The sequence below is a fragment of the Actinomadura chibensis NBRC 106107 genome, assembly GCF_001552135.1.
Lineage (GTDB): Bacteria > Actinomycetota > Actinomycetes > Streptosporangiales > Streptosporangiaceae > Spirillospora > Spirillospora chibensis.
Genome location: NZ_BCQP01000039.1, coordinates 48134 through 68629, shown reverse-complemented (window position 1 = coordinate 68629; position 20496 = coordinate 48134). Strand labels below are relative to the sequence as shown.

18 protein-coding genes are annotated in these 20496 nt (G+C 74.3%); 9 read left to right on the top strand and 9 right to left on the bottom strand.

Features of this window, described 5'->3' with window-relative positions; genetic code table 11:
* Positions 1-29 precede the first annotated feature (29 nt).
* From cydC to ACH01S_RS22735, 4 genes are read right to left on the bottom strand one after another with little or no spacing between them, the layout of a single operon-like run.
* Positions 30-1766 (bottom strand): thiol reductant ABC exporter subunit CydC, encoded by a 1737-nt coding sequence (gene cydC, locus ACH01S_RS22750; protein ID WP_067894825.1) that lies wholly within the window; start codon positions 1764-1766, stop codon positions 30-32.
* Positions 1763-3382: a thiol reductant ABC exporter subunit CydD gene (gene cydD / locus ACH01S_RS22745; protein WP_067894822.1), complete on the bottom strand. Its 1620-nt coding sequence runs from the start codon at positions 3380-3382 to the stop codon at positions 1763-1765. The genes cydC and cydD overlap by 4 nt, the downstream gene beginning before the upstream one ends.
* A gap of 7 nt (positions 3383-3389) precedes the next feature.
* Positions 3390-4484: a cytochrome d ubiquinol oxidase subunit II gene (gene cydB, locus ACH01S_RS22740; protein WP_067894819.1), complete on the bottom strand. Its 1095-nt coding sequence runs from the start codon at positions 4482-4484 to the stop codon at positions 3390-3392.
* Between the two features lie 21 nt (positions 4485-4505).
* Entirely contained in the window at positions 4506-5903 is a 1398-nt protein-coding gene (locus ACH01S_RS22735; RefSeq protein WP_067894974.1) for a cytochrome ubiquinol oxidase subunit I, read from the bottom strand.
* Positions 5904-6238: 335 nt separating this feature from the next.
* On the opposite strand from ACH01S_RS22735, the gene ACH01S_RS22730 reads away from it, so the two are divergent.
* A complete protein-coding gene (locus ACH01S_RS22730) occupies positions 6239-6664 on the top strand; it encodes a VOC family protein (RefSeq protein WP_067894816.1) in 426 nt (141 codons plus the stop codon).
* 12 nt (positions 6665-6676) lie between these two features.
* Here the strand turns inward: ACH01S_RS22730 and ACH01S_RS22725 are convergent, their stop codons facing one another.
* The 4 genes from ACH01S_RS22725 to ACH01S_RS22710 form a co-directional block, all read right to left on the bottom strand.
* Positions 6677-7942, bottom strand: a complete 1266-nt coding sequence (locus tag ACH01S_RS22725; RefSeq protein WP_067894813.1) for a hydroxymethylglutaryl-CoA lyase-like TIM-barrel protein — start codon at positions 7940-7942, stop codon at positions 6677-6679.
* A 28-nt stretch (positions 7943-7970) separates the two neighbouring features.
* Entirely contained in the window at positions 7971-8933 is a 963-nt protein-coding gene (locus ACH01S_RS22720; RefSeq protein ID WP_067894810.1) for an LLM class flavin-dependent oxidoreductase, read from the bottom strand.
* Between the two features lie 4 nt (positions 8934-8937).
* On the bottom strand, positions 8938-9249 hold the full coding sequence (locus tag ACH01S_RS22715; RefSeq protein ID WP_067894807.1) for a RedY/HapK family protein: 312 nt from the start codon (positions 9247-9249) through the stop codon (positions 8938-8940).
* Positions 9250-9599: 350 nt separating this feature from the next.
* Positions 9600-10232: a hypothetical protein gene (locus ACH01S_RS22710; protein WP_067894804.1), complete on the bottom strand. Its 633-nt coding sequence runs from the start codon at positions 10230-10232 to the stop codon at positions 9600-9602.
* Between the two features lie 198 nt (positions 10233-10430).
* On the opposite strand from ACH01S_RS22710, the gene ACH01S_RS22705 reads away from it, so the two are divergent.
* From ACH01S_RS22705 to ACH01S_RS22675, 7 genes are all read left to right on the top strand, one after another.
* The gene (locus ACH01S_RS22705) at positions 10431-12557 is read left to right on the top strand and encodes a sensor histidine kinase (RefSeq protein ID WP_067894801.1); all 2127 of its coding nucleotides are present in this window, start codon (positions 10431-10433) and stop codon (positions 12555-12557) included.
* Entirely contained in the window at positions 12554-13201 is a 648-nt protein-coding gene (locus tag ACH01S_RS22700; RefSeq protein WP_083981003.1) for a response regulator, read from the top strand. Before ACH01S_RS22705 ends, ACH01S_RS22700 begins: the two co-directional genes overlap by 4 nt.
* A 62-nt stretch (positions 13202-13263) precedes the next feature.
* On the top strand, positions 13264-13635 hold the full coding sequence (locus ACH01S_RS22695) for a nuclear transport factor 2 family protein (RefSeq protein ID WP_067894798.1): 372 nt from the start codon (positions 13264-13266) through the stop codon (positions 13633-13635).
* A gap of 285 nt (positions 13636-13920) precedes the next feature.
* Positions 13921-14052, top strand: a complete 132-nt coding sequence (locus tag ACH01S_RS46115; protein ID WP_255220342.1) for a hypothetical protein — start codon at positions 13921-13923, stop codon at positions 14050-14052.
* A gap of 280 nt (positions 14053-14332) precedes the next feature.
* Positions 14333-15346 (top strand): DUF5753 domain-containing protein, encoded by a 1014-nt coding sequence (locus ACH01S_RS22685; RefSeq protein WP_067894792.1) that lies wholly within the window; start codon positions 14333-14335, stop codon positions 15344-15346.
* 98 nt (positions 15347-15444) lie between these two features.
* A complete protein-coding gene (locus ACH01S_RS22680; protein ID WP_067894789.1) occupies positions 15445-16272 on the top strand; it encodes an SAM-dependent methyltransferase in 828 nt (275 codons plus the stop codon).
* Between the two features lie 120 nt (positions 16273-16392).
* Positions 16393-16827 (top strand): universal stress protein, encoded by a 435-nt coding sequence (locus tag ACH01S_RS22675; protein ID WP_067894787.1) that lies wholly within the window; start codon positions 16393-16395, stop codon positions 16825-16827.
* Positions 16828-16838: 11 nt separating this feature from the next.
* Here the strand turns inward: ACH01S_RS22675 and ACH01S_RS22670 are convergent, their stop codons facing one another.
* Positions 16839-17483 (bottom strand): LuxR C-terminal-related transcriptional regulator, encoded by a 645-nt coding sequence (locus tag ACH01S_RS22670; RefSeq protein ID WP_067894784.1) that lies wholly within the window; start codon positions 17481-17483, stop codon positions 16839-16841.
* Positions 17484-17683: 200 nt separating this feature from the next.
* Between ACH01S_RS22670 and ACH01S_RS22665 the strand changes: the two genes are divergently transcribed.
* Positions 17684-20467, top strand: a complete 2784-nt coding sequence (locus tag ACH01S_RS22665; RefSeq protein ID WP_083981002.1) for a protein kinase domain-containing protein — start codon at positions 17684-17686, stop codon at positions 20465-20467.
* The last annotated feature ends 29 nt before the right edge of the window (positions 20468-20496 follow it).

The following is a 20496-nucleotide window of genomic DNA, read 5'->3' as shown; positions in this document are numbered from 1 at the left end:
GCGGGCAGCCGAGAATTGCCTTCGACGGCTCATTTCCGTTCGGCCGGGTCGGGGGTCAGGTGCACGATCTCGTCGACCGTGCCCGGCGGTGGTGGCGTGTGGGTGATCAGCAGGATGCCGGGACCGGCGGCGTCGCCGAGGATGTCGGCGAGGAGGTCGCGGGCGGCGCCGGGATCGAGGTGGGCGGTGGGTTCGTCCAGCACGAGGATCCGCGCGCCGGTCAGGAACGCGCGGGCGAGCGCGATGCGCTGCCGCTGCCCGCCGGAGACGCGGACGCCGTGCTCCCCCACCTCGGTGTCGAGGCCCTCGGGCAGGTTCGCGACCCAGTCCCAGACGCGGGCGCGGCGGAGCGCGGCGACGATCTCGGGTTCGGTGGCGTCCGGCCTGGCCAATCGGACGTTTGCGCGGATGGTGGTGGCGAACAGGTGTGCGTCCTGGCCGACCAGGACGACGACCTTCCGGACGTCGTCCTGCGCGTAGTCGCGGAGGTCGCGGCCGTCGAGGGTGACCCGGCCGCGGTCCGGGTCGCGGAACCGGACGAGCAGGTGGGCCAGGGTCGTCTTCCCGCTGCCGCTCGGGCCGAGCAGCGCGACCCGGCGGCCGGGACGCAGGTCGAGGTCGACGCCCGTGAGGACCCAGGGCGAGTCGGGGCCGTAGCGCACGTGGACGTCCCGCACCCGCAGCAGGTCGCCGCGCGGCGCGGGCAGCGGGGCGGGCGGGTCGGCGGCGGGCGGCGCCGGAGCGGTGAGCGCGGCCAGCCGGACGGCGGCGCGGTGCGCGGTGAGCAGGTCGCGGGCCGCGTCGGGCAGCGGGCGGACGGCCTCGAACGCGGCCGTCGCGACCAGCGCGAGCGCCGCGAGCAGGACGCCCGGCAGCGCGTCCCGCTGGACGGCCGCCAGCCCGGCGACCAGCACGGCGAGGGTCGTGGCCGAGGTGAGCAGGACCGTCGCGGCGGCGCCGGACGCGGCGACGCGGGCGTCCCGGCGCGCGACCCGCGCCAGCACGGCGTCGGCGGCGGCGATCCGCGCGAGCTGGCCGTCCACCCCGCCGAACGCGACCAGGTCGGGCGAGGCGTGGACCAGCTCGACGGTCTCGGCGTCGAGCGTGCCCCGGGCGTCGGCGCGGCGGCGGGCGGTGCCGCGGGTCAGCGCGACGGTCGCGGCGGGGAGGACGAGCGCGGCGGGCAGCAGTCCGAGCAGGAGCCAGAGCCCGGCGGCGGGGAGGAGCGCGGCCAGCGCGGCGGCCGAGCCCGCGCCGACGGCGAGGGCGACCAGCGGCGGGACGAGTCCGCGCAGGTAGAGGTGCTGCGTCGCGTCGACGTCGGCGACGAACCTCGCGAGCAGGTCGCCGCCGCGCGCGCCGGGCAGCCCCGCCGGGACGAGCGGCTCCAGCCGCCGGAACCAGCGCACCCGCAGCGCGGCGAGCAGCCGCAGGCTCGCGTCGTGCGCGACGAGCCGCTCGGCGTAGCGGAACACGGCCCGCGCCAGGCTGAGCGCCCGCACCGCCGTGATCGCCAGCGCGAGCGCGCCGAGCTCCGGGCGCAGCGCCGCCCGCGAGATGAGGTAGCCGGACGTGCCCATCAGCGCGGCGCCCGCGCCGAGGGCCAGCGCGCCGCACAGCGCGGCGGCGGCGAAGCGGTGCGCCGCCGGACGCGCCGCCGCGAGCAGGGCGGCCAGCGGGCGGGCGGTCGGCGGGCGGGCGGTCGGCGGGCGGGCGGTCGGCGGGCGGCCGGTCGGCGGGCGGCCGGTCGGCGGGCGGGCGGTCATGTCAGCGCGTCCGCGCCTCGCCGGGCGCGGCCCGCCGCCAGCTCGACCACCTGGTCGGCGTCCTCCGCCAGGCGGGCGTCGTGGGTGGCGACGACGACCGTCCGGCCGGGCAGGGCGCGGACGGCGTCGACCACGAGCCGCGCGGCGGCCGCGTCGAGATGGGCGGTGGGCTCGTCCAGCAGCAGGAGCGGCGCCGGACGGGCCAGCGCCCGCGCGAGCGCGAGGCGGCGCACCTCCCCGGCGGACAGCCCGGCGCCGTTCTCCCCGACCGTCCGCCGCAGCAGCGCCCCGGCTCCGACCAGCTCAGCGGCGCCGGCCGGGTCGGCGGAGCCGACTGCTTGGAGCGCCGGGCCTGGACGCAGCCGGGGACGCTGCGGCAGCCAGCCGACGAGGCGCCGCCACTCGTCCGGGTCGAGGGCGGAGAGGTCCGTCCCGTCCACGGTGACCAGGCCGGACGACGGCGGGACGAACCGCAGCAGCAGCGCCAGCAGGGTGCTCTTGCCCGCGCCGCTCTCCCCGAGGACGACCGTCCGCTCCCCCGGCCTGATCTCCAGGGAGACGTCCTCCAGCACGGGCGGGCCGCCGTCGTCGTAGCGGACGGTGACGTCCGCCAGCCGGAGGACGCCGAACCGCGCCGGGCGGGCCGGTCCGGGCGGCGCCGGGACGGCGGGCGGCAGCGCGAGCAGCTCGCCGATCCGCCGCGCCGCGGCCATCCCGTCCGCGCCCGCGTGGTACTCGGCCGCGAGCCCGCGCAGCGGCCCGTACAGCTCGGGCGCGAGGACGAGGATCGCGAGGCCCGCGTCCAGTCCGAGTCCGCCGGTGACGAGCCGGAGCCCGATCCCCACGGCGACCAGCGCCGTCCCGAGCGTGGCGGCCAGTTCCAGGACGAACGCCGACAGGAACGCGATCCGCAGCACCCCCATCGTCTCGCGGCGGTACCGCTCGGTGGTGTCGGCGACCGCGTCGGCCTGGGCGCGTCCGCGGCGGTAGGCGCGCAGGGTCGGGAGGCCGGTGACGACGTCCAGGAAATGCCCGCTCATCCGGGTGAGGGCGCGCAGGCGCGCCCGCGTCCGCGCCTCGGTGGCGCGTCCGATCAGGGCCCCGAACAGCGGGATCAGCGGCAGCGTCACCAGCATGACCAGCGCCGACGGGACGTCGTGGAACGCGACCCAGGCGAGGATCGCGGGCGGCGCCAGCGCCGCCGTCGTCACCTGCGGCAGGAACCGGGCGAGGTAGGTCTCCAGCGCCTCGCCGCCGTCGACCGCCGCGGTCACGGCCTCGGCGGCGGTCACCCGTCCCGGCCGGACCCGGGTCAGCCGCCGCAGCACCCGGCCGCGCAGCTCGCCGACGATCCGGTTCGCCATGACGCGGCATCCGGCGTCCCGCGCCCAGCCGACCGCCGCGCGGGCGGCGGCCACGGCGGCGAGGCACAGCAGCGACGGCGCGAGGTCCCGGACGCCGCGATGCCGGAGGAACCCCGCCACGACGACGTCCGCGAACAGGACGACCTGGACGATCGTGAGCACCGCCGAGCACGCCGCCGCCAGCCCCGCCGCCGCCAGGAGGCGGCGGACGCCCGGGACGTGCCGGGGCAGCCACGAGTCGGTCGCGCGCACGGGTCGGCTACTCCGTCTCCCCGGTCTGCCGCTTGGCGCGGCCCCGGGTGATCGCGTGCAGCGGGCTGGGCGGGCGCGTGAACTCGTCCCGCGACAGCCGGGCGCGGAACACCCAGAGCGCCCAGCCCTGGTAGGCGAGGACGACGGGCAGGAAGACCGCCGTGATGACCGTCATCGCGACCAGCGAGTAGTGGTTGGACGCGGTGCCGTAGATCGTCAGGCTGGGCGAGCCCGCCGTGGACGACACGAGGACGCGCGGGTACAGGCGGGCGAACAGGGCCGCGACCAGCAGCACCGCCGCCGCCGAGGTGGCCGCGAACGCGACCTCGGCGCGTCCGGCCAGGGCCGGCGGGCCGGACGCCGCCGCCGCGGCGAGGCTCAGCCCGATCAGCACGAGCGCCGGTGTCCGGTACGGCGCGGACGACCACGTCTGGACGGCCGTCCACACGAGAAACGCGATCAGCGGCGCCGCCGCGACCGGCCACAGCATGAGCGCGGTGCGGCGGGCCCGGCGGGACAGGTCGTCCCGGGTGCGGAACGCCAGGAACAGGGCGCCGTGCAGCGCGAACGCCGCGACGAGCGCGACGCCGGTGAGCACCGAGTAGACGTCGAACATGCCGAGTTCCCCGCCGGTCAGTTCGCCGCGCCCGTCCATCGGCACGCCCCGGGTGACCTTGGCGAAGACGACGCCGAGCAGGAACGGGATCGCCGCGCTCGCCGCGGGCAGCGCGACGTCCCAGCGGCGCCGCCAGCCCGGATCGCTGTGCTTGTTCCGGTACTCGATCGCGACGCCGCGCACGATCAGCGCGACCAGCACCGCGAAGAAGACCAGGTAGAAGCCGGAGAACATGCTCGCGTACCAGCCGGGGAACGCGGCGAACGTGGCGCCGCCCGCCACGATGATCCACACCTCGTAGCTGTCCCAGACGGGCAGGATCGTGGCGAGCAGCGCGTGCCGCTCCGGGTCGTCGCGGCCGAGGAACGGGTAGAGCATCCCGACGCCGAAGTCGATCCCGTCGAGCAGGAAGAACCCGATCCACAGCACCGCGATCAACGCGAACCACAACGTCTGGAGATCGAAGTGCCCTGACGTGGTGCCCATGGACGGTGCGCCTTTCGACGGTCAGTACAGCATCGGCGGGAGCGCGTCCTCGCGGGTGATCTCGGGGGCGGGGCGCTCCGGGCCCGTCCGGACGGCGCGCAGCATCAGCCACCCCTCGATCACCGCGAGCACGCTGTACACGACGGCGAACCCGCTCAGCGTCGCGATCACCGAGCCGGCGCCGACGAGCGGGGAGATGCCGTCGTGCGTGCGCAGCAGCCCCTGGACGATCCACGGCTGGCGTCCCATCTCGGTGAACAGCCATCCGGCGGTGTTGGCGAGGAACGGCAGCAGCAGGAACAGGTAGGCCGACCACGCGAACCAGCGGGACCGGTCGAGGCCGCGGCCCCGCCGCCGTCCGAGCCACAGCCACGCCAGCCCGTACAGGAGGGCCAGGAACCCGATCGTGACCATCACGCGCCACGACCAGTAGACGCTTCCCACGATCGGCGTGTACCCGCCCGGGCCGTAGCGCCGTTCGTACTCCCGCTGGACGTCGTCGATGCCGCGGATCTCGCCGTTCCAGCTGTTGGTGGCCAGCACGGACAGCCCGTGCGGCAGGACGATGTCGACGTCCGTCCGCTCCGGGTGCTTCTCCCACGGCCCGATCGCCAGCAGGGACAGCGGCGCGGGCGACCTCGTCTCGTACAGCGCCTCCGCCGCCGCCATCTTCATCGGCTGCACCCGCGCGATGATCTGCGCCTGGTAGTGCCCCACCCCGATGACCACGACGGCCGCCGCGACCGTCACCCACAGCGCGCCCCGGACGGCCGACCGGAACAGCTCGACGTTCTCCCCCTTGCGCAGCCAGTACGCGGACACGGCGGTGACGAGCAGCCCGGTCGTGACCAGCGACGCGGCGATGGTGTGGAAGAAGTGCGTGAGCTGCAGCGGCTGCAGGAGCACGTCGCCGAGCGAATCCATCTCGGCGCGCCCGTCCTTCAGGACGTGCCCGACCGGATGTTGCATCCACGAGTTCGCCGCGAGGATGAAATAGGCGGACGACGTCGTCCCCGCCACGACCATCCAGATCATGGCCAAATGAACACGCGGCCGAAGCCGATCCCACCCGAAGAGCCAGAGCCCGAGAAACGTGGACTCCAGAAAGAAGGCCACCACGCCCTCGATCGCGAGCGGCGCCCCGAACACCGACCCCACGAACCGGGAGTACACCGACCAGTTCATTCCGAACTGGAACTCCTGCACGATCCCGGTCACGACACCCAACGCAAAGTTAATCAGGAACAGCTTCCCGAAGAACCGCGTCATCCGCAGATAATGCTCTTTCCCGGTACGGTGCCACGCAGTCTGCATCCCCGCCACGAACCACGCCAGCCCAATCGTGACCGGGACAAAAAGAAAGTGATACACAATGGTGACCGCGAACTGCCATCGATCCAACGCAGCAGTCGCCCCCACGAACACCCCTCCGAACGCCCCGGCAACGGCCCGGCCCACCCACGATTCCCCACCCGCGACCGCACCAAAAGCACCCGCGGTCAAATCTCAACCAAGCCCCACCGGTCGCGGTCCGCGTTATTCGCGGTCCAAGGCAGGGCTTGGCGGATGCAACTTCGCAGGGGCTTCCTTGTTCATTTCGGCGGGGTCTTTCGGCGGCGCGGCTCGGCGCCGCCGCGAGCGCCCGCGACTGGTCGAAGGGCAGGACGGCGCGGGGATAAGCATTCGGTAACCGCGTCCCGGCATGATCGACCGGGCGACGCGGGCGCGCACGGCGCCCCGGACCCGGGAGAGCGATGAGACAGCGGCTGAGCGTGATCACCCTCGGCGTGGCGGACGTCCGCCGCGCGACCGCCTTCTACGAGGCGCTCGGTTGGCGGGTGGACGCCGGCGTGGACGACGAGTCCGACCAGATCACCTTCTTCCAGGCGGGCGGGGTGATCGTCTCGCTGTGGGACCGCGCGAAGCTCGCCGAGGACGGCGGTGTGGTCGACGGCGGCGGATGGGGCGGCGCGACGCTGGGGCTCAACCTCGCCACACCGGAGGAGGTGGACGAGGTCCTCGCGGCGGCGGAGGCGGCCGGGGCGGTCATCACCCGTCCGGCGCGGGCCATGTTCTGGGGCGGCTACTCCGGCGTGTTCGCCGATCCGGACGGCCACCCCTGGGAGATCGCCCACAACCCGGCCTGGACCGTCCACCCCGACGGCTCGGTCACGCTGTGAGGAGCCCGCGCGTCAGCCCGCGAGGACGGAACGGGCGAGGGCCCGGATCTCCTCGTCGGTGAGCGGACGCTCCAGCCGGGACAGTTCCGCGCGGTACGCGTCCACGACGGCCGGGACCGATGCCGGGTCGGCGGTGACGCCGAGCCGCCGCAGCGTGTCCGCCATGACGCGCGGGCCGCTCTGCGGGGTCAGCGGGATCCGGCGCTCGTTGCCGAACAGGGCGGGCTCGACGCAGTTGTGGATCAGGGGGTCCACGTCGCGCTCGGCGACGACCCAGTCGCCGCCGCCCCAGCAGAACGCGTCCCGGCCGGTGATCGGCTGGTTCGCCGCCGCCGGGTGGCCGGTCAGCTCGGCGGCGGCGCGGGCGAGCCCGGTCAGCGTGTCCAGCCGGAGGCCCGTGCGGACCCCGTAGAGGGCTTCGAAGGCGGCGGCGGTCGCCGCGAGCTCGGCGTTTCCGGGGCCGCCGCAGTAGCCGTTCACCGACGACTCGACGACGGCCGCGCCCGCCCGCGCCGCCGCGACGGCGCACGCGACGCCGAGCCCGAACGTGTTGTGCGGGTGGACGCCGATGTCAACGCCGGGCGCGGCCGACCGCGTCGTCCCGACCAGGCGGCCGAACGCCTCGGGGCCGACCGCGCCCGGCCCGTCGAACAGGACGATCTCGTCCGCGCCAGCGCGCGCCATCGCCGCCGCCGACCCGGCCAGGTCCTCCTCCGCCAGGTAGGACACCAGGGTCAGCGCGGCGGCGGTCCGGAGCCCCCGCGCCCGCGCGTGCGCGACGACGGCGGCGGCCCGCGCGACGACCTCGTCCCGGGACGCCGGGACGGGCCCGCCGTACATCCCGGACGCGGGCCCGAACCCGGGCACGGCCACCTGCACGGCGTCGTAGCCGAGGTCCCCGGCGAGGTCGGCGCCCTCGGCGGTCGACACGAACGGGCAGGACACCACGCAGTCCGGCCGCTCCCCCTTGATCAGCGCCAGCTCGGCGCGGACGGCGTCCGGGTCGCGGCCGCCGGGCCCGGCGGTCACGATCTCCGGCACGTCCGAGCGGACCAGCGAGCGCAGGAACGCCGCCTTCGCCTCCGGCGCGGGCGCCACGCCGGGCATGGACTCGATCGCGCGCATCGACGTGTCGCGCAGCCGGACGCTCTCGGGCGGCGTCCCGGTCACGGCGGCGTCGCGGTTCGCGGGGGCGACCGACCAGCGGCCCGGGACGTAGGCGCCGGGCGTCCTCGCCCGGCCGATGTCCGCGCGGAAGCGTTCGACGGGGTCGGCCACGGTCAGGCCCCTCCCGCGGTGGGCGGCGTCACGGGCGGGCGGCGCCCGCCAGCGCCGGGACCAGCTCGCCGAACGCCTCCAGTTGCTCCGCCGGGTCGTACAGCGGGTAGAGGATCAGCTCGTCCGCGCCCGCGTCGAACAGCGTGGCCAGTTGCTCGGCGCAGCGGTCCGGCGGGCCGAACACGGCGACCCGGTCGGTCATGGTCGCCGCGTCGTAGACCGGGTTCCCGCCGAACGCGCGCTCGAACGCGGGGACCAGGCGCCGCCGCGCCTCCTCCTCGTCCTTCTCGACCGCGACGTAGACGCTCTTGGAGACGGTGAAGCCGGACGGGTCGCGGCCCTGCTCGTCCAGCTCCCGCTGGACGAACGCGAGCTGCTGGAGGAAGTCGTCGGTCGCGACGGGCGCGGCGCCGGTCCACCCGTCGGCGATGCGGACGGCGCGGCGCAGCGCGGGCTCGGCCCGCGCCCCGATCCAGATCGGCGGGCCGGGGCGCTGCACCGGTTCCGGCTGCGCCCCGATGCCGGAGAACGAGTAGATCTCCCCGTCGTAGGACGCCGCCCGGGACTGGCTCCACAGCGCCCGCATCACGCCGATCCCCTCGATCAGCCGCCGGACCGGCCGGTCCGTCCGGATGCCCAGCGCGGCGAGGTTCTCCCGGTGGTAGGCGAGGCCGACGCCGATGCCGACGGTGAGCCGCCCGCCGGAGAGCTGGTCGATGGTGGCGAGCTCGCGGGCCTGGACGGCCGGGTTCCGCCGTCCGGAGTACAGCACGCCGATGCCGAGCCGGAGCCGCTCGGTGACGGCGGCCAGGTACGACAGGACGTGCAGCCCGTCGAGGGAGAAGTTGGCGGCGCTCAGCGTGTCCTGCGTCCAGATCCCGCCGAAGCCGAGCTCCTCGGCGCGGCGGGCGAACGGGACCAGCAGGTCCGGGGCGTTCGGCGCCCCGACCGACAGCCTGGACGGCGGCGACGCGGCAGAGGTCGACTCCATGCGGCTAGGCGATCTCGCTGCCGAACACGGTGATCGCCGACTCGCGGTCGACCATCTTGCGGAAGCCCGCGACGACGTCGGCCATCTCGGGCGACGTCAGGCACTCCTGCCAGGCGTCCCAGGACTCGACCTCGATGTCCTCGACGACGTCCCACGGGGACGGGCCGCCGCGGGACCCGGCGAGCTGGAACACCCGGAAGCTGCGCACGCACGGCTGCCGCCGGGTGATCTCCTGGTCGACGGTCTTGGACCACTCGACGTACTCCTCGGCCGTCACACCGGGCTTCAGCTTGTACAGGGCGTAGACCTTCTGCACGCGTCTCTCTCCGTTTCGCCGCACCGCCGGGACAGGCTCCGGAGGCGCACCGCCCCTCCGGAGCGGCTCCAAGCATGGAGAGTTCTGTTGTATCTGTCAACACAAACAAGGGCCCGACACCCTGCCTCATCCCGCCGATATCGCTTCTGAACTGCGCTTTCTCCAGAAGACGCTTACCGAAGCCCGCAGGCCGAGCCGGATGAGGCAGGCAGAGTGTTGACAACCTCAACACTTTGCGGGGCGCCGGTGGGTTCGGGGCCCCCGCTCCCGTCGAAGACCGTCCGTCCCCGTGCGGACGGGCTTCGATGCAACCCACCGGCGAGCTCATCGGCGTCCCCGCCCCGCCCCGGTCAGCGGCCGGCGGCGGGCAGGACGACACGGGGCGTCACCGCGAGGCGCAGGCCGAGGACCCCGTAGGAGAGGGCGAGCCAGATCGTCCCCGGGTAGGTGCCGCCGTCGTCGCCGAGCACGCCCTGCCCCACCCCGGCGACGAGCAGCCAGAGCCCGCAGAGCAGGAACTGCCAGCGCAGCACGCCCCGGTAGCGGCCGACCTTGGCGACGGCGATGCCGATGACGAGCATGCCGAGCATCGACAGCGGCCAGCACATGTCGAACGGCGTCACCCAGCCGGGGGTGTCGTCGGGGTAGGCGATGGCGAGCGGGCACCAGATCACCGCGAACGCGTTCAGCGCCATCTCCACGATGGGGATGTAGCGGCCCTTGCGGCGTCCCGTGGCGTTCGTGGACAGCACGAGCATGGCCAGGGACATGACCCCCAGCATGAAGGCCATGCTCCCCCAGATCTCGACGGCGACGACCTCGTCCTGGACGCGGTTCCCCGCGATGAGCAGGCCGGTGATCCAGGCGGTGGTCCCCGCGGCGACCGCGAGGCCGGTGAGCCGGGCGCGGAGCAGGAGTCCGCGGGGCGCGGAGTCGTACGGATCCGGTGAGTAGATGGAGCCGGGCTGGGCGTGCGTGGTCATCGGTCTCTCCCGTGACGGGGGCGGCGCAGGGGCGCGCCGCCGGTGACCATGACGCTCCGCGCCCGATGTCCCGGGCGCCCAGTGACAGACCCGGCGGGCGCGCCCCGATCGGGGCCCTTCCCGGCGGTGACCGGTGTCCCAGCGCGCCGGGACACCGGCCCCAGGCAGGCGGGACGTCGCACCGGTCAAGCTGGGCTGATGAGGAGCGCCCGCCCGGCGCCTCGGGGCGAGCGGCTCCTGAGGCCGCCCGCCATCGCGGTCGCCGTGCTGTGCGCGGCGGCCACCGTCGCGACCGTCTGGCTGGACGTCCTGCTGGCGGGCGGGCCCAGGGCGCCGTACCCGCTGGACTGGGCGCACTGGGGGTCGTCGCTGTCGGGGCTGCCGGTGGCGGTCGCGGGCGGCGTCCTCGCCACGCGGCTGCCCCGGCACCCGCTGACGTGGCTGATGCTGGCGGGCGGTTTCATCGCGGTCCTGGACGGGGTCGCCGCCGCGTACGCGTCGGTGTCGGTGCTGCAGCACGACGGCGACCTGCCGCTGACGGCGTTCGCGGTGTACGCGGGCGGCCGCTTCGGGCCGATGATCAACATGATCGTGCCGCTGACGCTGATGTTCTTCCCGGACGGCCGGCTGCCCTCGCGCCGCTGGCGGTGGCCGGTGGCGGTGGCGATCACCGCGCAGACCATCGGGGTCCTGGCGCTGCTGATGGTGCCGTGGGACGTCTTCGCCCAGGGCGAGCCGCTCGCGCCGGGGCTGCGGGACGTCCCGCTCGACCCGCTGACCCCGCCGCTGCCCCACGGCCTGTGGCCCGTGTCGGGCCTCGCGTTCTGGATCGGCTTCGTCGTCTCCTTCGGGGTGTCGATCTCCGCGTTCACCGTCCGGTTCCGGCGGTCGGACCCGGCGCGGCGGGCCCAGCTGCGGTGGATGCTGCTGGCGCTGGTCGCCAACGTCGTCCTCCTGACGGCGGGCATGGTCCTGACGGAGGTGACGCCCCCGTCGGTGGACTGGTGGGTCGGCGACATCTCCCTGGTCCTCATGCACGCGGCGGTCGCGGCGGCGGTGCTGGTCGCGGTCGCCCGCTACCGCCTCTACGACGTGGACCTCCTGCTCGGCTGGACGCTCCTGTACGCCGCCCTCGCCGCCGCCGTGATCGGCATCGACGTCGCGGTGTTCGTCGGGGTCGGGACGTTCATCGACGAGCCGCTCGCCGCCGTGGCGGCCGCCGGGGTGGTGGCCGTCCTGTACGCGCCGCTGCGGCTGCGGCTCCAGCGGTGGGTGAACCGGATCGTGACGGGACGCGCCGAGCCCTACGACGTGGTGTCGGCGCTGGCGCGCCGGTTGGAGCGGTCCATGGAGCCGGACGAGCTGCTGTCCGAAGTCGCGCGGGTGGTGGCGGAGTCGTTCCGCTCCCCCTACGTGCGGGTGGAGCTCGACCGCGCCGACGGCCGCACCTCCGTCGTCGAGCACGGGACGCCCCGCGACGACGTCGTCGTCCTCCCGTTCGGCTACCGGGGCGCGGCGATCGGCCGCCTGGCCCTCGTGCCCCGGACGGGCTCGCGGCTCCCGGCGGCCGACCAGCGCCTCCTCGCCGACGTGGTCCGGCAGGCGGCCGCCGCCGCCCGCGCCACCGCGCTCACCGAGGAGCTGCAGCGCAGCCGGGAGCAGCTCGTGACCGGCATCGCCGAGGAGCGCCGGCGGCTGCGCCGCGACCTGCACGACGGCCTCGGCCCGTCCCTCGCGGCGGCGGCGCTGAAGATCGAGGCGGCCCGCAACCTCGCCCCGCGCGACGGCGACGCCGCCGACGCGACCCTCCGGTCGGTCCGCGCTGACCTGTCGGCGGTGCTGTCGGACGTGCGGCGCCTCGTGCACGACCTGCGTCCGCCGTCCCTGGACCAGTTCGGCCTGGTCGGCGCGGTGGAGCAGCTCACCGAGCGGTTCCAGGGCCGGACCCTGCGGGTACGGTTGCGCTGCGCGGGCGAGCTCGCGGCGCTGCCCGCCGCCGCCGAGGAGGCGGCGTACCGGATCGTGGGTGAGGCGCTCGCGAACGTCTCGCGGCACGCGGCGGCCGCGCGCTGCGACGTCCGGCTGGAGGCGGCCGGGGACACGCTGGAGGTGGAGGTCATCGACGACGGGCGGGGCGTCCCGCCGGGCGCGCTCGCGGGCGTCGGCCTGGTCGGGATGCGGGAACGGGCCGAGGAGCTCGGCGGGCACTGCGCGGTGACGGCGCGGACCGGCGGGGGGACGCGCGTCCACGCCGTCCTGCCGCTGGAGCCGCGCCCGGCGGCCGCGCCGCCGGAGCCGCTGCCGCTCGCGCGGAGCGCGCCGTGACGCCGCGGGTGCTGCTCGCCGACGACCATCCGGTGTACCGGGACGGCCTGCGGCTGATGCTGGAGTCCACCGGCGAGATCGAGGTCGTCGGGACCGCCCCGGACGGCGCGGTCGCGGTCGAGATGGCGGGACGGCTGCACCCGGACGTCGTCGTCATGGACCTGCAGATGCCGCGGCTCGGCGGGGTCGACGCGACCCGCCGGATCCTCGCCGCCCGCCCGGAGACCGGCGTGCTCGTGCTGACCATGCACGAGGACGACGAGAGCGTGTTCGCCGCGATGCTCGCCGGAGCCCGCGGCTACCTCGTGAAGGGCGCCGACCAGGACGAGATCATGCGCGCGGTGTCCGCGGTCGCGGGCGGCGAGGTGATCTTCGGTCCGGCGCTGGCCGGGCGCGTCACGGACTACTTCGCGCGGATCGCGGCGGCCCGCCCGGCCGGGGAGCCGTTCCCGCAGCTCACCGCGCGGGAGCGGGACGTCCTCGAACTGATCGCGCTCGGCCTGTCGAACCCGGCGATCGCCAAACGGCTCGGGCTGTCGCCGAAGACCGTCCGCAACAACGTGTCGAACGTGTTCGCCAAGCTGCAGGTCGCCGACCGCGCGGAGGCGATCGTCCGCGCCCATGACGCGGGCCTCGGCCGGTGACCCGGGGCGGCGGCGCGGGGATCGCCCGGCGCGGGCCCGGCGCGCTTTTGTAGGCTGCGACGATGAGGGACGATCTGCACACCCGCGCCGTCGACGCCTTCATCGCAGCGGCCAACGAGAGCGACGACGGCCGGCGGGCGGGCCTGCTCGACCGCGCGCTCACCCCCGACATCGTCTTCTGGGGACCGCTCGGCCGGAGGGTCGGCCGCAAGGCGGTCGACGGCTTCCTCGCCGAGGTGGTCCAGCGGCACCCTGCCGCGCCGTGCCGGCTCGTCCGCACCACGCGGGTGGACGCGCCGGAGGAATGGGCCCGGTTCGGCTGGCGCTACGAGGCGAACGACGGCCGCAGCCTGCTGTCCGGCGTGGACATGGTCCACGTCACCCCCGGCGGCGGCATCGACCACTTCGTGGTCTTCGCGGGCGCCCTCGAATGAACCGGCGGGAGCCCTCGGCGCGACGGTGAGGGCCCCGTCCCCGCGATCCTCGTGACGGCGGTCGGAAAGGGCCGGGCCGGTGACCTCGAGTGCCCGGGCCACGAGCCCGTGAAGGTTGCCGCAGAGCCTGACCTGGTGCTCGGTGTCCCGGTGCAGGTCGCCGAAAGCAGTGATGTCGACGGCGACCAAGGGTCTGCGCATGGTGATCGACTCTCGTTCTCGGGAAACGGCTGGTCGAGTTGGTCGTCCGCCCAGAAGTCCTCCAGCTCCCGGACGCTCAGCTCCGTGACGGGGACCGGGCGGAGCGCCCTGCCGGTCCGGGCCGCCCAGACCACGTACAGCGCCTGCGCCACCTCACACCAGACGGTCTCGGTCGTGTCGAACGTCGGAATCGGCAGCGAGCGCAGCATCGGCTGAAACTTCCCTTCGGGCGGATCGGCCGTCAGAGGAGATCCTGTCGATGCGCCGGGACAAGGAGGGGCGAGTCAGGCAACCGTGGACAAAGAAGAACGGCACCGCGGGCGCGGCGGAATAGATCTTGATGCGTCCATGACTTCCCGGTCACAAACCGAGTAGCGCTCGGTCGGCCCGTCCCAAGGGCGTTCTGTGCATTTTTCCGCAGTTACCTCCGCTATGAGGTGACGGGGTATCGTTTGCCCGACCCGTGGTCATCTCTATCCCAGGAAAGGGTTCCTCGATGACGGACGAACCCAAACGCATCGTCGAAGCGTTTTCGCGGGAGCTGCACGCCGCTTACCACAAGGCGGGAATCCGTCGTTACACGGACGTGGAGGACCGGTCGGAGAGGATCTACTCGGCGGAGCGCGCGGACGGCGGGACGTGCATTCATGTGAGCCGCTCTGCGGCCTACAAGACCCTCACCGGCGATCGCGAGCGGATGCCGTCGTGGGACCAGGTCGCCCAGCTCGTCCGCGTGTTCCGGGCCGAGGCGGCGGACCGCGGAATCGACCCCGACTCGGTGGGCACCCTGGCGGGGTGGAAAGCGAGATACGAGGCCGCGGCGGCGGAATTCCGGGCCGCGAAGAAGGCGGCGCCGTCCCCGGTCCCGGCGCCGGCGGCCGCCGTTCCCGCCGCTTTCTCGGACGGCCCGCAGACCTGGTGGCGCGCCTATGCCGACATCGTCCCCGCCTGGTCCGAGCGGTACCTGAACCACGAGCCCCTTTCCGACCGCATCACCAGTTACGAGAAGACTTATGTGCCGGGCCTCCTCCAGACGCCCGAATACGCGGCCGCGGTGATCAGGCTCGGGCACGGCGACGAGCCCGAGGACCGGATCGCGCGCCGGGTGGAGCTGCGGATGCTGCGGCAGCGGCACCTGGCGCGCGACGGCGCCCGGCCCCGCATGTGGGCGATCATCAACGAGGGCGCGCTGCGCGACGGCCCGGTGGGCGGGGCGGCGATGCGCGCCCAGCTCCGGCACCTGCGGATGCTCGGACCCTACGTGCAGGTGCAGGTCATTCCCGCCGACCATCCGGCGCACGACGCCGCCGACGGCCCCATCACCCTCTTACGATTCCCCTCACGCCAGTTTCAGGACCTCGTGTTCCTCGAACACGCGGACAGCGCCCTGTATCCGTCCAGTGAAGAAGATCTTGCGCATTATCTGCACGCGGTCCAGAAGCTCGGGCTCGCCGCCCTGATGCCGGGGCCTTCCAGGGAGCTGCTGCGCCGCCTCGAAGCCGAAATCTGAAAATTCCGCCCGCGCCGTTCGAACGGGGGTTGCCCGGCCCCTTCCGGAAAACACAGTATGGGGGCAGACCACGTCCGTGCCGAACCGGGGGAGTCCACGTGAGCAGCGACGAAGAATTCTTCACCATCGCCGAGCAGGAGCACGCCGCCGGTATCGACACGTCCGTCCCGCATTCGGCGCGCATTTGGAACTACTGGCTGGGCGGCAAGGACAATTTCCCGGTCGACCGGGCGGCGGGCGACCAATACGTGCAGACGTTCCCCGGCATCGTCGACGTCGCGCGCCTCACCCGGCACTTCCTCAAGCGCTCCATCCGCTTCCTCTCCGAAGCCGGGATACGCCAGTTCCTCGACGTCGGAACCGGTCTCCCCACCGTCGACAACACCCACGAGGTCGCCCAGGGAATCGCGCCCGACGCCCGCATCGTCTACGTCGACAACGACCCCCTCGTCCTGCTGCACGCGCACGTGCTCCTCACCAGCACGCCGGAGGGCGCGACCGACTACGTCGAAGCCGACATGCGCGACCCGGAGGCGATCCTCGACGGCGCCCGGCGCACCCTGAACCTCGCCGAGCCGGTCGGGCTGACCTTCATGGGCGTGCTCGGCCACGTCCAGGACGACGACGAGGCCGCCTCCACCGTCGCCCGCCTGATGGACGGCCTCGCCCCGGGCAGCCACCTCGCCATCGCCGACGGCGCGAACACCATCTCCGACGAGTTCGCCGAAGCGCAGCGCACCTACGACGAGGGCGGATCGGTGCCCTACAAGCTCCGGTCGGCGGGCCAGGTCCGCCGGTTCTTCGCGGGCCTGGAACTCCTCGACCCGGGCGTGGTGCCCTGCCTCGAATGGCGTCCCGAGGTCACGCAGGTCGGCCCCCCGCCCGGCATCCAGCCGCTGGCCGGGATCGCCCGCAAGAACGGCTGACGCGGCCCCCGCGGACCCTCCATCGGCGGGAAGGGCCGAAGGTCCCTCCCCGCGGGGACGCTCGGCTCTCACCGCCGGGCCTCCCGCCTGCGACCGTGGAAGGGAGCAAGGAGGCCACCGATGTGGATCACGCCCGAGCACCGTTCCGTCGTCGTCGGGGTGGACGGTTCACCCAACTCCATGGCCGCGCTGCGGCGCGCCGCGCGGGAGGCCGTCGAGCGCCACGCCCGCCTGGACGTGGTCCGCGTCCTGGAGCCGGGCGCGGCGTCCCGTCCGCTGCGGACGGCGCGGGAATGGCTGCGGCTGCGCCGCCTGGTGGCGGACGCGATCCCGCGCGTCCAGCACCTCACGACCCGGCTGCGCGTCGTGCGCGGCACGCCCGGCGAGGCGCTCCCCCGCGCCGCCGAACACGCCGAACTCCTCGTCATCGGCGCCCGCCTGCGCTCCGAGCACGGCAACCCGCTCGGCGGCGACACCGTCCCCGCCGTCCGCGAACGCACCCGCTGCCCCCTGGTCGTCTGCGCCGACCAGACCACCACAGACGCGCCTTCCTAGGTCCCGGCGGCCTACTGCTGGAGGTAGGTGAGGATCGCTCGTACTCGTCTGTTGTCGAGGGAGCTGCGGGGTAGGTCGAGTTTGTCGAAGACGTGGCTGACGTGGGTGCTCACGGTGTTCTTCGAGACGTGGAGGCGCTCGGCTATGCCGCGGTCGGTCAGTCCCTCGGCGAGGAGGCGGAGCACCTCGCGTTCGCTCGCGCTCAGGGCGGCGAGGCGCCTGTCGCGGCCGCGGGCCTTCATCAGGTCGCCGATCAGCTCCGGCTCCATGACGGTGCCGCCGTCCGCCAGGTGCCGGAGCGCGCGGGTGAGCTGGAGCGGCACCATGATGCGTTCCTTGAGCAGATAGCCGGTGCCTTTCTCGCCGCCCTTGAGCAGCCTTTCCGCGCAATCCGGAATGGCGTGTTCGGAAAGGACCAGAATCCCGAGCCCGGGGTGCTCCCCGCGCAGGGCCAGCGCGACCCGGACGCCCTCGTCGGTGAAATCCGGCGGCATGACGAGATCGAGGATCACCGCGTCCGGACGGAGGGCGGCGACCGCCGGGGCGACCTCGTCGGGATGCTCCAGGACGCCGACCACCTGATGCCCTTCCCCGGTGAGCAACTGGCGCAAGCCGGCACGGGTGATGAGCTGGTCGTCGACCACGAGCACGCGCATGACGCCTCCCCCTCGGCGCCCGGCGTTGGCGCAGCGACATCCTAGGCCGCGGAATGCCGCCGATCTTTCCCGCGCCCGCGATTTCGTTATTTCTCACTAGGGACTGTTCCTGACAATCGACGATGTGCGATCAAGAAGGCCCGCCATAGATTGAACCGCCTCACCGATGCGGAATCGGTGCTCGACTGGGGGAGCCGAGGATGAGCGGTTGGCGGGTGCCCGGATACACCGAACTGGGCGAGCTGGGCGCGGGCGCGCACGGACGGGTCGTGCTGGCCCGGCACGGCGCCGAGGGCGCGGTCGTCGCGATCAAGTACATCGCCACCGGGGACCCGACGGCGCCGCGCGTGCCGTCCGAGCGCGAGGCGCGGATCATGGCGGCGGTGCGGCACCCGAACGTCGTCCGGCTGCACGCGCTGGTCCGCGGGGAGACCGACGTCGCGCTGGTCATGGAGGCCGTCCGGGGCGTCTCGCTGACCCGGCTGCTGCGCGGGCTCGGCACCCTGGAGCCGGAGGCGGCGCTGACCGTCCTCAAGGGGTCGCTGCTGGGGCTGGCCGCCGCGCACGCCGCCGGGGTCGTGCACCGCGACTACAAGCCCGACAACGTCATCGTCGGGGACGGCGGCGTCAGCAAGCTCATCGACTTCGGGGTGGCGTCGGTGTCGGGCGAGCGCTCCGTCGCGGGCACCGCCGCCTACATGGCGCCGGAGCAGTGCAACGGCGACCCGGCCGGGCCCGCCGCCGACGTCTACGCCGCCACCTGCGTGTTCGTGGAGTGCGTGGCGGGACGCCCGCCCTATGAGGGCGACCAGGACGCGGTGCTGATGGCCCAGCACCTGCACGGGCCGATCCCGGTGGGGCTGGTGCCCGCGCCGCTGCGCGGGCTGGTGGCGCAGGGGATGGCCAAGAGCGCGGCCGAGCGCCCGCCGGGCGCGGCGGAGTTCGTCGCGGAACTGGAGGCGGTCGCCGTCGCGGAGTACGGCGAGGACTGGGAGGGCCGCGGGCTCGCCGCGCTGGCCGCCGCCGCGCTGGCGCTGCTGCCGCGCGGGGGCGGGGCCGCGCAGGCCGGGACGAGCACCGCCGACTCGACGATCGGCACCGGTCACGCGGCGGGCGCGGCGGGCGCGGGGGCCGTGCCCGCCGTACCCGCCGTGCCCGCCGCGTCGTCCGCCAAGGACGTCGCGAAGGACCAGGCCCGCCGTTCGACGCGGATCGGGCTGCTCGTCCTCTGCGCCGCCCTGCTGCTCCTGATCGGGACGAGCCTCTACGTCCTGCGCGACCACGCGGCCACGCGGGACGTGGCGGGACGCGACACGCCGCCCGGGCCGACCGCGCCGGGACGGCCGTCCCCGACTCCGAGCCACGGCAAGAAGGGCCGGGACGGCGGCGGGACCAAGAAGGTCGCCACCAAGGATCATCCGGGCGGGCCGTTCGACCGGCCTCCCGAGCGTCCGGGGACGCCCTGCCCGGCCCACGCCATCGAGCCCTACAGCTTCGGCGCCGTCCAGGTCGGCCAGGCGGTCGCGCGGGACTTCGCCTTCCCGCGCCGGGCGTGCGACGACGTGGGGGCGATGTCCGTCCGGGGCCCGGGGGCCGGAGGGTTCGGGGCCGTCGTCGACTGCCCGCCGCGGGAGGCGCGGTGCCGGTTCCGGGTGACGTTCCGTCCGGGCGAGCGCGGGCGGCTCTACAGCGCGTCCGTCGTGGTGCCCTCGACCGAGGGCGGGACGGCCGTGGCCTTACGGGTGTCCGGCACGGCCGCCGATCCCGTCCAGGCGGCGTGCCCGCGCCAGGCCCTGCCGGTGCGGAACCTCGGCTCGGCCGAGGCGGGGCGGTCCGTCGCCCGCGTGCTCGACGTCCCGTGGAACGCCTGCTACGACGCCTCGGCGATCCGGATCGACGGCGACCCGTCGTTCGCCCTGGCCGGGACGCGGTGCGGCGGCGCGGCCTGCCAGGCCACGGTCACCTTCGCCCCCACCGACGCGGGCGCCAGGTCGGCGACGCTGGTCGTCCCGGACCGGACGGGCGAGGCGGCGGTGACGGTCCCGGTCACCGCCGCCGGGACGCGGCCTGAGCCGTCCTGCCGGCGGGGCGCGACCGGCCCGGCCTACCACTTCGAGGACGAGGTCATCGTGGGCGGCTGGAGGAAGGCGGGCGTCCCGATCCCCTGGGACTGGTGCTATGACGCCAACGCGATGAGCCTGAGCGACACGTCCGCGTTCCTGCTCGCGCCGATCTTGGAGTGCCCGCCGGAGGACAGGCCGACCTGCGTCACGCTGGTGATCTTCAAGCCCGCGGAGCCGGGGACGTACTCCACGACTCTGCTGGTGCGCGACCGCGACGGCGGACCGGGCGTCAGCGTCCGCGTCTCCGGGACGGCCGTCCCGAGGTGCGACTTCAGGGGCGACGCCGAGGTCGAGGGCGCGAGGGTGCACCAGAGGGTGGAGCGGACCGTCGGCTTCGAGCGCCCGTCCTGCCTGAGGGGAGCGTCCTACCGGTTGGAGGGCGACCCGGCATTCCAGCTTGTGAGCAACGGCTGCGCCTCCGCCGGGACGGGGCACTGCGAGTTCACGCTCGCCTTCAGCCCGCAGCGGGTCGGCCCGCACAGGACGAGCCTGGTCATGCGTGACTGGAACCGGCGTGTCATCGGGACCTACACCGTGACCGCCCAGGGCCGGGCCGACGAAGGCGGCAGGGTGCCCTGCGATCCCGATCCGGACGGCTGCCCCGACGGGTTCACGACCTCGTCCTCGGAGCCGTCGGCGGAGCCGAGCGAGCCCGGCGGGACGGGCGGTCCGCGGACCGTGACGCCGTCCGCGAAGCCCGGCCCGGACGCACCGAAGAAGTCGGCGAAGCCGAAGCGGCCGGAGAAGAAGGAGCCGGAGACGCCGGACACGCCCGCGCTGCCGCATCCGGAGCCGTCCACCGCGCCGCCCGCCATCGCACCGGCCGGCTCGGGGCGGACCCGCGCCGTCCCCGCCCGCTAGCGCCCGGCCGCCCGGCGCCCGACCGAACC

What these genes read in the sequence shown, in the direction of transcription:
- ACH01S_RS22705 (WP_067894801.1), top strand. Translation starts at nt 10,431, where the DNA reads ATGAGGAGCGCCCGCCCGGCGCCTCGGGGCGAGCGGCTCCTGAGGCCG.
- ACH01S_RS22685 (WP_067894792.1), top strand. Translation starts at nt 14,333, where the DNA reads ATGACGGACGAACCCAAACGCATCGTCGAAGCGTTTTCGCGGGAGCTG.
- ACH01S_RS22675 (WP_067894787.1), top strand. Translation starts at nt 16,393, where the DNA reads ATGTGGATCACGCCCGAGCACCGTTCCGTCGTCGTCGGGGTGGACGGT.
- ACH01S_RS22695 (WP_067894798.1), top strand. Translation starts at nt 13,264, where the DNA reads ATGAGGGACGATCTGCACACCCGCGCCGTCGACGCCTTCATCGCAGCG.
- ACH01S_RS22670 (WP_067894784.1), bottom strand. Translation starts at nt 17,483, where the DNA reads ATGCGCGTGCTCGTGGTCGACGACCAGCTCATCACCCGTGCCGGCTTG.
- ACH01S_RS22665 (WP_083981002.1), top strand. Translation starts at nt 17,684, where the DNA reads ATGAGCGGTTGGCGGGTGCCCGGATACACCGAACTGGGCGAGCTGGGC.
- ACH01S_RS22720 (WP_067894810.1), bottom strand. Translation starts at nt 8,933, where the DNA reads ATGGAGTCGACCTCTGCCGCGTCGCCGCCGTCCAGGCTGTCGGTCGGG.
- ACH01S_RS22710 (WP_067894804.1), bottom strand. Translation starts at nt 10,232, where the DNA reads ATGACCACGCACGCCCAGCCCGGCTCCATCTACTCACCGGATCCGTAC.
- cydB (WP_067894819.1), bottom strand. Translation starts at nt 4,484, where the DNA reads ATGGGCACCACGTCAGGGCACTTCGATCTCCAGACGTTGTGGTTCGCG.
- ACH01S_RS22730 (WP_067894816.1), top strand. Translation starts at nt 6,239, where the DNA reads ATGAGACAGCGGCTGAGCGTGATCACCCTCGGCGTGGCGGACGTCCGC.
- cydC (WP_067894825.1), bottom strand. Translation starts at nt 1,766, where the DNA reads ATGACCGCCCGCCCGCCGACCGGCCGCCCGCCGACCGGCCGCCCGCCG.